This window comes from Pseudaeromonas pectinilytica (assembly GCF_054780855.1).
This window is the reverse complement of record NZ_BAAGVN010000360.1, coordinates 57260-70597: the sequence shown is the minus strand read 5'-3', so window position 1 is coordinate 70597 and position 13338 is coordinate 57260. Positions and strand designations below refer to the sequence as shown.

The window sequence follows — 13338 nt, the reverse complement described above, 5'->3', positions numbered from 1 at the left end:
CTTTGTTCTTCCGTCGTCGAGATAATGCTTGCACCCTCACCGGCAAGTCTCTACTATGCGCTCCACACAGACGCGGGGTGGAGCAGCATGGTAGCTCGTCGGGCTCATAACCCGAAGGTCGTAGGTTCAAATCCTGCCCCCGCAACCAGATTAAAAAAGGCCGTACATCACCATGTACGGCCTTTTTGTTGGCTGAATGTCGTGCTCTGACCTCATCTGGTATTCAATTAGGTCTAGATCGACTCTAAGAATTATCTGTCGGCAGTAACTCCCCTCACCCGCATGCGCTCCCCCCTAGAGGGTCATCGGGATGAGTCGGCCCGCCATTAAGCCAGACGCAGCAACTGATTACTGACCGCATGAAAGGGAATAATGCGGTTATTCATGACCTTGATAAAACTGTGGGCAGTGAGGACTTTATCCTCGGCCAGTTGCATAGTCCCTTCGAGTAACAAACAAATCGAGGCATTATCGCCCGGTTCAATCACCAGAAAATCCCGATGCCCCGACTCGCAGACTAGGGTAACAACCTCGCCAAATAATGGCGCTTCATGCAGTAAATTGAATTCCCGGAAATACCAACTCTGCGGCATTTGCGGTTTGGCAAAACGGATCACCGCAATCGCATTAAGGACAATTTGGACCCGCTCGGCTTCGGAAAATGGCAACTCACCAATGCACTCCAGCAGATGATAATAATGGGAGGCATCATCCAGGGTGAATTGATGTGAGCACTTCGCTTGTGGGGTTAACTGTTTGCTCCGGAACGCGGTCGTGAACTGCATACGATCCGACAGATCCAGCAACAGGCTGTCGGTTTTTTCATCGTAGTTCCATTGCCAGCTATCGTTCGGTACCAGGATCATGACCAAGCTCTTATGATGAATATGTGCGCAGGAGAATTTATATTCCATCTGCGCACATATTACAAACATTAGACCGGTAATTTGTGTCGTTTTATTTAATATTTTCGACGATGTCGCGAATTAATGCCGGGCCCTTATAAATAAAGCCGGAATAAATCTGTACCAGACTCGCGCCTGCCGCAATCTTTTCCCGGGCCGCCAAGGCTGAATCAATACCGCCCACGCCAATGATCGGAATGGATCCTTTCAAGTGTCCCGCCAATTCACGGATCAATGCCGTGCTCTTGGCTTGTAATGGCCGACCGCTCAAACCACCGGCTTCCGCCGCATGGGGCATATCGAAGATCATCTCGCGATCCAGCGTGGTATTGGTCGCAATGACACCGTCAATTTTATTCTTCATTAAAGATTGGGCTACTTGCTCTAATTCTTCGGCACTCAAATCAGGAGCAATCTTTACCGTTAAAGGAACGTATTTACCATGCAATTGAGCCAATTCCAGCTGACGCTGTTTCAGCGCTGCCAGCAACTCATCCAATGCCGCGCCGTATTGCAGCTGGCGCAGACCCGGAGTATTAGGTGATGAAATATTGACCGCAATGTAACCGGCATAGGCATACACCTTGTCCATGCAGATCAGATAATCATCTTTGCCATTTTCCAACGGTGTATCTTTATTCTTGCCGATATTGATACCGAGAATGCCTTTATAATTACTCTTTTTTACCTTCTCGATCAGATGATCCACACCTTTGTTATTAAAACCCATCCGATTAATGATCCCTTCGGCGGGTATTACTCGGAATAAACGAGGTTTGTCATTTCCGAGCTGTGGACGCGGCGTCACTGTACCGACTTCGATAAAGCCGAAGCCCATGGCACCCAATGCATCAATCGCTTCACCATCTTTATCCAATCCAGCGGCCAGACCAACCGGATTATCAAAGCGCAGACCCATGACTTCAACCGGCCGCGAGGGTAATTGTTGGCGAAAAAATATATCCAGCGGAGTCCCACCCAATAAGGAAAGTTGCTTAATGCTTAATTCATGGGCCACTTCAGGATCCAGTTTAAACAGGAAATAGCGGGCGAGTTGATAAAACATAGGGGCTCCTTAGGGGTGAAAGTGGCGGTTGGTCCGTTGGCCAGGTCATGCATCACCCAGCCTGAAAACATCGGCACGGGCAGTGAAAAACGGCGCTAATGGTAAACGTTCTGCGGTGTCAATGCATCTGCTACAGGATTAGCCAATCCGCTCCAGATCAATAAAGCGATGGTTTTCATCCGTCTTCAAGCGAAAACGACCATAAACGCCGCTGTGGCCGATAAAACGCCGCAGATGCAGTGCTGAGAGCTCAATTCGCAACCCCTGCTCACTCTGCACCGATAAGCGCTTGGCATCACCGCGGTACAGGGCTAGTAGCTGTTCTGAACTCAAACTCAAGCGAAAGGTGTAACTCGGCATTTACATTCGATGGGGAGACCTTGCCGTCTCCCCGCCTCCATGGTTATTGCTCCAGAGCCCGACTGACTTTTTCATACAGATCACGCGCCAGATCCGGCAACGCGGCCAGTTGCCGCAGCTCGGCCCGGATCAATGTTTTACGTCCCTCATCCAAACGTTTGAACTGGATCAAGGGCACGATCAGCCGTGCCGCGACCTGTGGATTCATGGTATTCAGCGCCAGCAGAACGTCCATCAAGAGGCGATAACCCGAGCCATCAGCCGCGTGGAACCGTGAAGGATTGGCCGCACAGAAGGTGCCGACCAAGGCTCGCACCCGATTCGGATTCTGCAGACTGAATGCTGGATGGCTCATCAAGGCCCGAACCTGCGCCAGGGTATCGCCCTGGGTTCTGCAAGCCTGCAGGCGGAACCAATTATCCATCACCAGTCCATCATGCTGCCACTGTGCTTCGAATGCCTGGAGCAACTCGGGTAACACCGGCAAATCAGCGACACTCGCGGCCTGCATCGCCGCCAAGGCATCGGTCATATTAGTGGCCTGTCGATATTGCTCGCCAGCCAGCTGGTTGCCCAACTGTTGGTCCGCACGCGCCAGATACCCCAGTGCCAGATTGGCCAATGCCCGTTTGGCCATGGCGGCCGCTTCGATGCTATAGACACCGGTTACCTGGTTGTGATGGAACACCTGCAGCCACTGCGGCTGCAAGACCTCGGCAATCTGTTGCAGCAGATGTTCACGCACCTGATGAATGGCATCGATGTCCACCAGGCTAAACAGCTCGGCCAACGAGGTCTCGCTGGGCAGGGTCAAGATTTCAGCCGCAAACGCCGGATCCAGGCTCTGGTCTTGCAGTACGCGCTGGAACGAATCCAGGAGTGCCTGCGGCTGCGGCAACTCAGAGCCTGCGGCCATGGCGGCAACACCGGCAATGACATAGTTGTTGATCAACATCTGGCAGGCATCCCAGCGGCAAAACTCATTGCGGGCGTGGGCGAGCAAGAAGCTGAGTTCATCATCGCGGTACGGATAATCGAGCTTCACCGGGGCAGAAAATTCCTGTAACAGAGCGACCACAGGCCGCACCGCGATCTGCTCGAACACAAAGGTCTGTTCGGCCTGCATCACCTCCAGCAGTCCGGAATGCGCCTCACCCGCTAGCAACAAGGGGAGCTCACTGCCATCTGGCGCATAGAGTGCCACGCTCAGAGGAATATGCAGCGGTAGTTTCTCGTGTTGCTGTGCCGTCGGCGGCGTGGTTTGCTTCACATGCAGGCTGTAGCGCTGGCTGGCGGCATCGTATTCATCGCGGACTATCAGCTCCGGTGTTCCCGCCTGGGAGTACCAGCGACGGAATTGCTGCAGATCCCGACCGGAGGCGCTCTCCATTGCCTGGACAAATTGCTCGCAGGTCGCGGCTTGGCCATCATGACGCTCGACGTAGAGGCGCATACCGGCCTGGAACGCCGCTTCACCCAACAGGGTGTGCAGCATACGGATGACTTCCGAGCCCTTCTCATACACAGTGACGGTGTAAAAATTGTTCATCTCGATGACCACATCCGGGCGGATCGGATGGGACATGGGACCGGCGTCCTCGGCAAACTGCGGGCCGCGAATGACCCGGACATTGTGGATCCGGTTCACGGCGCGCGAGCCCAGATCCGAGGAGAACTCCTGATCCCGGAACACGGTCAGGCCCTCTTTGAGGCTGAGCTGGAACCAGTCGCGACAGGTGATGCGGTTACCGGTCCAGTTATGAAAATACTCGTGACCGATCACCCGTTCAATGTCGAAATAGTCGCTATCGGTGGCCGAAGCTGGGTTAGCCAGGACAAACTTGGAGTTGAAGATGTTCAATCCTTTGTTTTCCATCGCTCCCATGTTGAAGAAATCCACCGCCACGATCATGTAGATATCCAGATCGTATTCCAGACCAAACCGTTGTTCATCCCACGCCATCGCCCGTTTCAGGCTCTGCATGGCATGTTCGGCCCGATCCAGATTGCCCTTATCCACGAACAGCTCCAGGGCCACGCGCCGCTGGCTGAGCGTGACAAACTCGTCACGCAGCACATCAAAATCACCGGCCACCAGAGCAAACAGATAACAGGGCTTGGGGAACGGATCTTGCCAGCTGACCCAATGGCGGCCATCTAGCAGATCGCCAGCAGCGACCCGATTACCATTGGAGAGCAGATAGGGATAGCGAGCCTTATCTGCGGTGATCCGGGTGGTGAATCGCGCCAACACATCGGGGCGATCCAGATAATAGGTGATGCGCCGGAATCCTTCGGCTTCACACTGGGTACAGAATGCACTCCCCGACTTGTATAGACCTTCCAGCGCGGTATTAGCCGCCGGATCGATGAGGGTCTCCACCGTCAGCACAAATTCGGCGGGTAGATCGGCAATTTCCAACTGTCCGGTTGATTGCAGGTAGCGAGAATAGGGGATGCCATCAACCGCCAGTGCGGTCAGGGTGAGTGATTCCCCATCCAGGATCAACGGTTCATTGTGCTGGCCATTGCGGCGAACACGGCTGATAGCAACTACTCGGGTCTGATGATCATCGAGCTGAACATCCAGATCGATACTGTCGATCCAGTAATGGGGAGCCTGATAATCGAGGCGGTATTTTTCCTGGGAGGTAGCAACTTGATTCATGGTCTGATCCTGTAAGCACGAGTATCGGCTAGAGAACTTCTCTCATTTACCCTAATTTTCTGGTGCCGCAACCAAATAGACAATCAAAAACTGCTGCACTGTTGGTTTAAAGCAACAAAAAAGCGGCCATTGGCCGCTTTTTCTACTTGAGCACCTACTGAAATCAACCTTGAAGCTGCTTGGCCAAATCCGCAGTGATATTCGCTGCTTCTTGCAAGTAGCCATCTGGAAACTCGAGATCCGCTGGCAGATCCGCAAGTTTACTGATTTTGGGTTTGCCCATCCGCACCAGACGTTCATTGGTACGTTGCAGTGACTTGGCATCCAGCTCATCACGCTCGCGGATCCGCTCTGCTTCGTTCAGCGAGATCACCTTCTTCTGCTTCTCTTGCTGATACCAGGTGATATCTTCTGTGACATAGCGAAATTCCGGATCGCTCGCCACCCGAGCGGTGTGACGTTTTTCCAATTCCGGCAGCAAGGCGGTGAATTGACCGACCGGCTGATAGTTAGCAGGCTGGATCTTGTCCCAGGGCAAGGCATTGGGTTCGACACTCTCGCCGGTTTCGCTGGAATCAATCAACGACGGGAAATGAATGTCTGGCTCGACACCCTTGTGCTGGGTGCTGCCCCCGTTGATGCGATAAAACTTGGCAATCGTGTACTGAACATTGCCCAGCTCTTTATCGTAGAAATCATAAATCTTCTTCAATGGCCGGTTCTGCTGCACGGTTCCCTTGCCGAAGCTGGTATCGCCGATCACCAAGGCCCGACCATAGTCACTGAGTGCGGCCGAGAAAATTTCCGAAGCCGAGGCACTGTAGCGATTAATCAACACGGTTAACGGACCGGTATAATAACTGCGGTCATCATTATCCTCTTCGAGCGCAATGCGACCTATGCTGTCGCGAACTTGCACCACAGGACCACTCTTGATAAACAAACCGGTCAGATCGGTTGCTTCAGACAAGGCGCCACCGCCGTTATCGCGCAAGTCGATGAGAATGCCATCCACTTTTTGCTTTTTCAGCTTGTCGAGTTCCTTGATCACATCCAGATGCAGGTTGTTGTAAAAACTGCGGATGTTAATCACGCCAATTTTTTTACCTTGAGCCTCAATCACCGAAGACTTGGCGGCGCGATCTTCCAGACGGACTTCATCCCGTTGCAATTCGACCACTTGCGACTGCCGTGCGGCACCTTCACCGCGCTGGATTTCGAGCCGGACCTTAGTCCCTTTCGGGCCTTTGATCAGATCGACCACTTCATCCAACCGCCAGCCGATGATGTCCTGCATTTTGCCGGCATCTTGTGCCACGCCGGTGATTTTATCCTCCGGCTTGAGCTGCTTGGACTTGTCGGCCGGACCACCGGGCACCAATGAGCGTACCACAGTGAAATCATCATCGGCCTGCAATACGGCACCAATGCCCTCCAGCGACAGATTCATTTCACTGTTGAAACGATCCGCCTCGCGAGGCGATAAGTAGCTGGTGTGGGGATCGATGGAGCGGGCAAATGCATTCTCGAAGGTCATGAATGCATCTTCGCTTTCGCTCTGGGACAGGCGCTTGATCGCCGTCTGATAACGCTTGGCCAGCAAGGTTTTGATGTCACTCTCTTTCTTGCCTGCCAGTTTCAGACTCAAGGCATCAAATTTGACACGTTGCCGCCACAACTCATCCAATTCGGCCGTCGTTTTCGGCCAGCTGGCCGATTTGCGGTCGAACTGATAAGCGTCTTGCTGCGTGAAATCAAACGGAGCATCCAACAGGCGCAGCGCATAACTCAAACGCTCGTAACGCCGCTGGATGCTCTGATTGTAAATATGATAAACAGCCGAGAGTTCGCCCTTATCCAAGCCATTGAGCAATGTCTTGCGATATGTTTCGAAACCATCGATATCACTCTGCAAAAACAGATTCCGGCTGTAATCCAGACTCTCCAGATAGAGGTCAAACACTTTCTTGGAGAAGGCGTCATCCAGCTGGATCTGCTTGTAATGGCTATGGGTAAAAAAAGCCGCGATGCGCTTGCTGGCGATGGCGTGTTGTTCTTCCTGCGCCAGTTTTGGCAGCTCCGTCGCTTTAATTGTCGGCGCAATGGCCAGAGCCAAGCCTGAGTGGACTAATGCCACACTCAGCAGAGATGCACGAATCAAATGGTTTCTCAAATGCGCCTCTCCTAGAGAACGATACGGTCGACTTTGACGCGCACGACCATGCCGGTAGCCAGCTGAACCTGAATGTCTTCTTTAACGACTTCACGGATAGTGGCAGGTACCGGAGACTTACCCACGACAACCTTCACCGCCTGACCGACCGTCAGTTGGCTGGGATCTACTTTAGGCTTGGCAGGACGACGGGGTTTAGCCGGTTTCTCAGCTTTCTCACCTTCCGAGCGGCGACGAGAAGCAAAGACCTTGTCCTTACTCTCTTTCAGCGCCTGTTTGGCATGGGTAACGTGTTCTTCGGTCAGGACACCACATTCATTGCCATCCAGATCCACCCGGATAGCGCCCGCTTTAACACCATGCAGATAACGCCAGCTGGAGGTGTATTGACGGAGCGCGGAACGAAGCAGCGTTTTGGATATCTTGTCATCATCAGCCAAACGCGCGGCCAAATCCTGGAAAATACCGATCTTGAGGGGTCTGGCTTCACCGTCTGAAATAAAACAGGCAGGGAAAAGTTCACAGAGGTATGCAATCAGCTCTTTGCTGTTTTTGAGTTTTTCGTTGTTTTCCATGTAAAACCTTGGATAAAAAAGGGCGAAGCCCCAAGTCAAATCAACCACCTATTATAAAGGTGCCGAACTCAATTACGAGCACGTTACCCATTCCAACGCAAATTTTCCAGCGCTGTCGCAACTCTCTCCAGACCAATCTGGTCTTCAGCATCAAATCGATCAAAGAGTGGGCTGTCAATATCCAGCACGGCAACAACTTTCCCGTGGTGGAAAATCGGTAGCACAATTTCAGAATTGCTGGCCCCATCACAAGCGATGTGACCGGCAAATGCATGCACATCCGCCACTCGCTGTGTTTGAGCCGTTGCGACCGCGGTACCACACACTCCTTTGCCAACCGGGATGCGGATACAGGCCGGTTTACCCTGGAAGGGTCCCAGCACTAACTCATCGGATGATCGCAACAGGTAAAAGCCAACCCAGTTCAAATCACTCAACGCTAAGTTCAGCAAGGCGCTGATATTGGAAAGATTGGCGATCAGATCCGGCTCACCCTCGACCAAGCCGGTCAATTGCGCTAGCAGAGAATCATAAAAAGCAGTTTTTGCCATGTAGCACTCCTCAAGAAACGCTGGCTACCATAAACCCAGTGCATAACCGAGACAAGCCTGGTTCTTGATTCGACTGGTAAATGAGTAAAAAGCAGCTACTTTTAAAAGGCGAGAGCGTTCATGTTTAGTGTGATTCATGAAGTTAGGGCTCATACTGAGCCCATTCCCCTGAGCCAGGTACAAGGATCTAGTACCTGGTCTTTTTTTAATAGGCGATCTTGGTCAACGCCACACCTTGTTCGGTCAACCATGCCTCATCAGCCGCCGGGATCTTGCTGTCGGTGATGACTCGACTGATCCGTCGGGTTGGTCCGATGGAGCCAGGATGAACGCGACCAAACTTACTGGAATCGGTCAGTACGATGCATGGCTGTCCCTTGGCAATAATGCAATTGGCCACATCGGCGCGCATCATGTTGCGGTTGGTAAAGCCGGTATCGACATGAAACCCATCAACACCAATAAATGCCTTGCTGAAATGGACCTGCTCGATGCAAAGACGCGTCAGAGGGCCAACTAGACTCTCGCTAGATGATTGATATTGACCACCGAGGAGAATCACTTCGTTTCGGCTCTGCCGCAGTTGATGGGCAATATAGGAGCTGGAGGTGATAATCGCCACATCGCCCCGTTCCCCCAGCAGCTTGGCCAGCATCACGTTGGCACTACCACCTTCAATCAGCACACTCTCGCCCGGCGCCACCAAACTGGCGGCAGCTTCAGCCAGATGCAGTTTGATCTTGCTGCGGGCCCAGATCCGATGTTGCGGGTCATCGCTGTCCAATACGGTGGCAGCGCCATGAATTCGCTTGAGAAAACCCTGCTCTTCGAGATAATTCAGATCCTGACGAACCGTCACCTCTGAAACGCCAACCTGCTCGGCCAACTCGGCGACCGCCACACGTCCTTTCTCGTTAACCAGTTCCAGAATCACAGTGTGTCTAGGGTTCATTCCTACTCTCTTAAGTTCTCTTTATTACATCAACCATCTTGTCCGAATCATGTTTTCTTCGGCCGAAATGAGCTCATATGGCTACATCGTACCCTAATCCGCGACGTACTTTATTCCAGCCCGGTCAAATAATCGAACCCCGGCACCATTAAAAAAAACAGCGTTGCATGAGTGGATCAGCGTGTTGAAAACATCAACTATCGATTACTTCAGATATTGCACCATAAAAGTCCGCCTTCATCCACACAAGCAAACGATTGCTCGCCGGTGTTGAAACTCTTGGCGCATTTTTATGAACTGGGTATCATGCGCCGATCAAAATGCCCAAACCGGCCACAACCCCGAGGAGTCAATCATGTTCGGTACCCCCCATAGCCCCTCTGCAACTCGCGCCCTCTTACTTGGCTCCGGTGAGTTGGGTAAAGAGGTTGCCATCGAATTGCAACGCCTTGGCGTGGAAGTCATCGCCGTGGATCGGTATCCCAATGCTCCAGCCATGCATGTTGCCCACCGCAGCCATGTGATCAACATGCTCGATGGCGTGGCGTTAGGGCAGCTGATCGAACAAGAACAGCCCCATTACATCATTCCGGAAATTGAAGCCATCGCCACCGAAACCTTGCAAGAGCTGGAAACCGAAGGCTTCAACGTCATACCCACGGCCAGAGCGACACGTTTAACCATGGATCGTGAAGGGATCCGCCGCTTGGCAGCCGAGACTCTAGGTTTGAGTACCTCTCCCTACCGGTTTGCAGATAATGAAGCCGATTATGAGGCCGCTATTCAGTTCGTGGGCCTACCTTGCGTGGTCAAACCCGTGATGAGCTCGTCCGGCAAGGGACAAAGCGTCGTCAGACGTCCCGAGCAAATCGTGGCAGCGTGGCAGTATGCACAAGAAGGGGGTCGAGCAGGCCGCGGCAAAGTCATCGTCGAGGGTTTCGTGCCCTTTGATTACGAGATCACTCTGTTGACCGTCAGCGCCGTGGATGGCATCCATTTCTGTGCGCCGATTGGTCACCGTCAGGAAGATGGCGACTACCGGGAATCCTGGCAGCCACAAATAATGTCCGCCGAAGTTCTGGAAAAATCCAAGCACATTGCGCGGGAAGTGGTCGCGGCATTGGGTGGCTATGGCCTGTTCGGTGTCGAATTATTTATCCGTGAAAACGAAGTCTATTTCAGTGAAGTCTCTCCTCGCCCCCATGACACCGGCATGGTGACACTGATTTCTCAGGATCTCTCCGAGTTTGCACTGCACGCACGCGCCATTCTGGGTTTACCGATTAGCCAGATCCAGCAATATGGCCCATCGGCCTCAGCGGTCGTGCTTCGCGAAGGCGAGTCGACTGATATCCGTTTTGACGGCGTAGCGGATGCCTTGCGTCTGGTCCCAGGTGCACAGGTGCGGTTATTCGGGAAACCAGAAATTCACGGCCGCCGTCGCCTCGGCGTCGCACTGGTCCGAGCCGAAAGCACTGACACCGCAGTGACCCAAGCCATTGAGGTTGCTGCGGCTATTCAGGTCAAGTTTTAATAAGCCATCTTTAATAAACATTGGGTGTAACGACCCACGCGGTCGTTACACCACAAGGTCAACACCACGCGTTTAACGCCCCCCTCTATCCTCTGCCATCATCCCTTGTTACCCTTTGCGGAACAAATCTGCTCAACCAACTGTTCAGCAGGCATGATTGATATCCCTCTATCGTCCAGCAGGAGCTTCTATGCTTTGGTTCATATTGGTCGCACTGATACTCTTCAGCGTTGCGGTATTTTCAGCTTACTTTCATGCTCATACCGCCACCGGCTGTCGAAGCGTTCGTCTGAATCGCGGCGCCTTGCTGCTGATATCGATGGTGAGTTTTGCCAGCTTTTATCCGTTGCTGATCGTTTATTTTCGACTCTACCCAGTCAGTTCCCCCAATCACTTCACCCTGACCCTCAGTACCATGATGCTGGCATTGGTCGGTTTACTCATCAGCCTGTTTCCGAAGCGATTGGTTAACTTGCACACTCAGGGCTGGCGGCGCAAGCAGGTCTTGTTGCGCGCAGGTTTGTTGCTGTGTTGCAGCTTTAGTAGTGGCTGGCTATTACGTGCCGATATGGCTTCCGGGAGTCTGTTATCCTGGTGGAGTCCGCTATTTTTGCTGCTTTTTGTCATCGAAGCCTTTTGCTTTTGGGAGCTGCTATTGCAGATCCCGGCACAGCTGCACAATCGCAGATTAGCCGAACAAAAACGCCAAGAATCAACCTCTGGCGATCTGTCATCTACCGGAGAATAGCTGTGTTTTCTTTAACGCGATTTGCCACTCTACCCGCCCCCATGCTACTCAGTTTGGTCAATACCCAGCTGCGGGATCACTTCCCATCCCTGGAGGAGTTAGTACGCTATCACGATATCGATGCCGCTGAACTCAGCGCTTATCTAGCCACCGCGAATTTCCACTACATTGCCGAGCAAAATCAATTCAAGTCGGGCTAGCTCCAGCTCGGTATCCCCATAAAAAAACGCCCGTCATCAAGACGGGCGTTTTTATACGGTCAGCGTAATTATTTGTTGCCGTGCGGTTTGACGGCCTGGTTGGCATGACGATCCGGTGCGCGTTGCGGCGCACGACGGCCACCTTCGGCGGCCGGTTTGCTACTGCGCGCACCATTGCCAGCACCAGCAGGAGCTGAGCGCTTTTGCCCTTCCCCCGGACGACTATTTTGCCGCGGTTGTCCTGGACGACCCGAGCCAGAGCGCGCTGGACGCCCCTCTTGCTCCTGGCCTTTTCGTACCGGTTGGCCTGTGCCTTGCTCGATAGCACGCATGGTTTGGGCATCAGGCTCAAAACCGGCGATGATCTCCCGAGGCAGCTCTTGCTTGGTCAGACGCTCGATACCACGCAGCAATTTGCCTTCATCCGCACTGACCAAGGAGATAGCATGACCAGCCGCGCCAGCCCGACCGGTACGGCCGATACGGTGTACATAATCCTCGGCCACGTTGGGCAGTTCAAAGTTGACCACCTGCGGCAACTTGTCGATATCCAGGCCTCGCGCCGCAATATCGGTAGCAACCAGCACTCGTACATCACCACTCTTGAAACCAGCCAACGCCTTGGTCCGTGCACCCTGGCTCTTGTTGCCATGGATCGCGGCAGCGCTGATGCCATCGCGCTCCAGACGCTCCGCCAGGCGGTTGGCGATGTGTTTGGTGCGAGTAAAGACCAGCACCTGTTCCCAGTTATGGCTGCTCACCAGATGGGACAGTAATGCTGGCTTGTTGGCCTTATCCACCGGATGCACCAGCTGCTCGATGCGCTCAGCCGTGCTATTGCGCGGCGCAACCTCGACCAGCAGCGGGTTATTCAACATGCCGGTGGCCAATTCGCGGATTTCGTCGGCAAAGGTGGCGGAGAACATCAGATTCTGACGCTTCTGCGGCAATAACTTCAGGATGCGACGAATATCGTGAATGAAGCCCATATCGAGCATGCGATCCGCTTCATCCAGCACCAGAATTTCCAGTTCATCAAAACGCACCGCATTCTGGGAATAGAGATCCAGCAAACGCCCCGGGCAAGCCACCAGTACGTCCAACCCCTTGCGCAACGCCATCATTTGCGGATTGATACCGACGCCACCGAACACCACGCTGTGACGCAATGGCAGGTGTTTGCCATAGGTCGCCACGCTCTCGCCGACTTGTGCGGCCAGTTCACGGGTTGGGGTCAACACCAATGCCCGCACGCGGTTGGGGGAGACTTTCTTGCGAGGCTGATCTGAAGCCCCCATCAGACGTTGCAACATAGGCAAGGTAAAACCAGCGGTCTTACCGGTACCGGTCTGGGCCGCCGCCATCAAATCACGACCATCCAGCACAGCTGGGATCGCCTGTAACTGGATCGGAGATGGGGTTTCATACCCCTGCTCGGCAACGGCGCGCAGCAAGGATTCGGAAAGACCGAGGGAGGAAAAACTCATAACAACCTACTTGAGAGTAATAAGGCAGCTCCGCCCCGTGGACGGATGATGCCGGACAAAAGAGGAAGTCCGGCCCTTTCTGCGGAATGGATCCGGGAGGAAGAGAAGACTTCAATCAA

Annotated in this window: 12 protein-coding genes and 1 tRNA gene; 4 read left to right on the top strand and 9 right to left on the bottom strand. The window is 53.3% G+C overall.

Features of this window, described 5'->3' with window-relative positions; all coding sequences use genetic code 11:
* The first annotated feature begins 71 nt into the window (after nucleotides 1–71).
* Nucleotides 72–148, top strand: a tRNA-Met gene (locus ACYVG7_RS20130).
* Between the two features lie 178 nt (nucleotides 149–326).
* On the opposite strand, the gene ACYVG7_RS20125 is transcribed toward ACYVG7_RS20130, so the two are convergent.
* The 8 genes from ACYVG7_RS20125 to ACYVG7_RS20090 form a co-directional block, all read right to left on the bottom strand.
* Entirely contained in the window at nucleotides 327–866 is a 540-nt protein-coding gene (locus ACYVG7_RS20125) for a cell division protein ZapC (RefSeq protein ID WP_460884889.1), read from the bottom strand.
* 91 nt (nucleotides 867–957) lie between these two features.
* Nucleotides 958–1971: a quinone-dependent dihydroorotate dehydrogenase gene (gene pyrD / locus ACYVG7_RS20120; RefSeq protein WP_460884888.1), complete on the bottom strand. Its 1014-nt coding sequence runs from the start codon at nucleotides 1969–1971 to the stop codon at nucleotides 958–960.
* A 138-nt stretch (nucleotides 1972–2109) separates the two neighbouring features.
* A complete protein-coding gene (locus tag ACYVG7_RS20115; protein WP_460884887.1) occupies nucleotides 2110–2331 on the bottom strand; it encodes a DUF2835 domain-containing protein in 222 nt (73 codons plus the stop codon).
* A gap of 43 nt (nucleotides 2332–2374) precedes the next feature.
* Nucleotides 2375–4999: an aminopeptidase N gene (pepN, locus tag ACYVG7_RS20110; protein WP_460884886.1), complete on the bottom strand. Its 2625-nt coding sequence runs from the start codon at nucleotides 4997–4999 to the stop codon at nucleotides 2375–2377.
* 163 nt (nucleotides 5000–5162) lie between these two features.
* Entirely contained in the window at nucleotides 5163–7172 is a 2010-nt protein-coding gene (prc, locus tag ACYVG7_RS20105; protein ID WP_460884885.1) for a carboxy terminal-processing peptidase, read from the bottom strand.
* Nucleotides 7173–7183: 11 nt separating this feature from the next.
* Nucleotides 7184–7747 carry an RNA chaperone ProQ gene (proQ, locus tag ACYVG7_RS20100; RefSeq protein ID WP_460884884.1) on the bottom strand — a complete coding sequence of 188 codons (564 nt, stop codon included), beginning with the start codon at nucleotides 7745–7747 and terminating at the stop codon, nucleotides 7184–7186.
* A gap of 83 nt (nucleotides 7748–7830) precedes the next feature.
* Nucleotides 7831–8298: a GAF domain-containing protein gene (locus ACYVG7_RS20095; RefSeq protein ID WP_460884883.1), complete on the bottom strand. Its 468-nt coding sequence runs from the start codon at nucleotides 8296–8298 to the stop codon at nucleotides 7831–7833.
* Nucleotides 8299–8503: 205 nt separating this feature from the next.
* Entirely contained in the window at nucleotides 8504–9250 is a 747-nt protein-coding gene (locus tag ACYVG7_RS20090; RefSeq protein ID WP_460884882.1) for a DeoR family transcriptional regulator, read from the bottom strand.
* Between the two features lie 355 nt (nucleotides 9251–9605).
* On the opposite strand from ACYVG7_RS20090, the gene purT reads away from it, so the two are divergent.
* From purT to ACYVG7_RS20075, 3 genes are all read left to right on the top strand, one after another.
* Nucleotides 9606–10784 (top strand): formate-dependent phosphoribosylglycinamide formyltransferase, encoded by a 1179-nt coding sequence (gene purT, locus ACYVG7_RS20085; RefSeq protein ID WP_460884881.1) that lies wholly within the window; start codon nucleotides 9606–9608, stop codon nucleotides 10782–10784.
* A 190-nt stretch (nucleotides 10785–10974) separates the two neighbouring features.
* Nucleotides 10975–11532: a hypothetical protein gene (locus tag ACYVG7_RS20080; RefSeq protein WP_460884880.1), complete on the top strand. Its 558-nt coding sequence runs from the start codon at nucleotides 10975–10977 to the stop codon at nucleotides 11530–11532.
* Nucleotides 11533–11534: 2 nt separating this feature from the next.
* Nucleotides 11535–11732, top strand: a complete 198-nt coding sequence (locus ACYVG7_RS20075) for a DUF4250 domain-containing protein (RefSeq protein ID WP_460884879.1) — start codon at nucleotides 11535–11537, stop codon at nucleotides 11730–11732.
* 68 nt (nucleotides 11733–11800) lie between these two features.
* Here the strand turns inward: ACYVG7_RS20075 and ACYVG7_RS20070 are convergent, their stop codons facing one another.
* Nucleotides 11801–13219: a DEAD/DEAH box helicase gene (locus ACYVG7_RS20070; RefSeq protein ID WP_460884878.1), complete on the bottom strand. Its 1419-nt coding sequence runs from the start codon at nucleotides 13217–13219 to the stop codon at nucleotides 11801–11803.
* Between the last annotated feature and the right edge of the window lie 119 nt (nucleotides 13220–13338).

Bases quoted from the DNA above. Each gene is read 5' to 3' on its own strand.
- ACYVG7_RS20125 (WP_460884889.1), bottom strand. From the start codon at position 866: ATGATCCTGGTACCGAACGATAGCTGGCAATGGAACTACGATGAAAAA.
- pyrD (WP_460884888.1), bottom strand. From the start codon at position 1,971: ATGTTTTATCAACTCGCCCGCTATTTCCTGTTTAAACTGGATCCTGAA.
- ACYVG7_RS20115 (WP_460884887.1), bottom strand. From the start codon at position 2,331: ATGCCGAGTTACACCTTTCGCTTGAGTTTGAGTTCAGAACAGCTACTA.
- pepN (WP_460884886.1), bottom strand. From the start codon at position 4,999: ATGAATCAAGTTGCTACCTCCCAGGAAAAATACCGCCTCGATTATCAG.
- proQ (WP_460884884.1), bottom strand. From the start codon at position 7,747: ATGGAAAACAACGAAAAACTCAAAAACAGCAAAGAGCTGATTGCATAC.
- ACYVG7_RS20095 (WP_460884883.1), bottom strand. From the start codon at position 8,298: ATGGCAAAAACTGCTTTTTATGATTCTCTGCTAGCGCAATTGACCGGC.
- ACYVG7_RS20090 (WP_460884882.1), bottom strand. From the start codon at position 9,250: ATGAACCCTAGACACACTGTGATTCTGGAACTGGTTAACGAGAAAGGA.
- purT (WP_460884881.1), top strand. From the start codon at position 9,606: ATGTTCGGTACCCCCCATAGCCCCTCTGCAACTCGCGCCCTCTTACTT.
- ACYVG7_RS20080 (WP_460884880.1), top strand. From the start codon at position 10,975: ATGCTTTGGTTCATATTGGTCGCACTGATACTCTTCAGCGTTGCGGTA.
- ACYVG7_RS20070 (WP_460884878.1), bottom strand. From the start codon at position 13,219: ATGAGTTTTTCCTCCCTCGGTCTTTCCGAATCCTTGCTGCGCGCCGTT.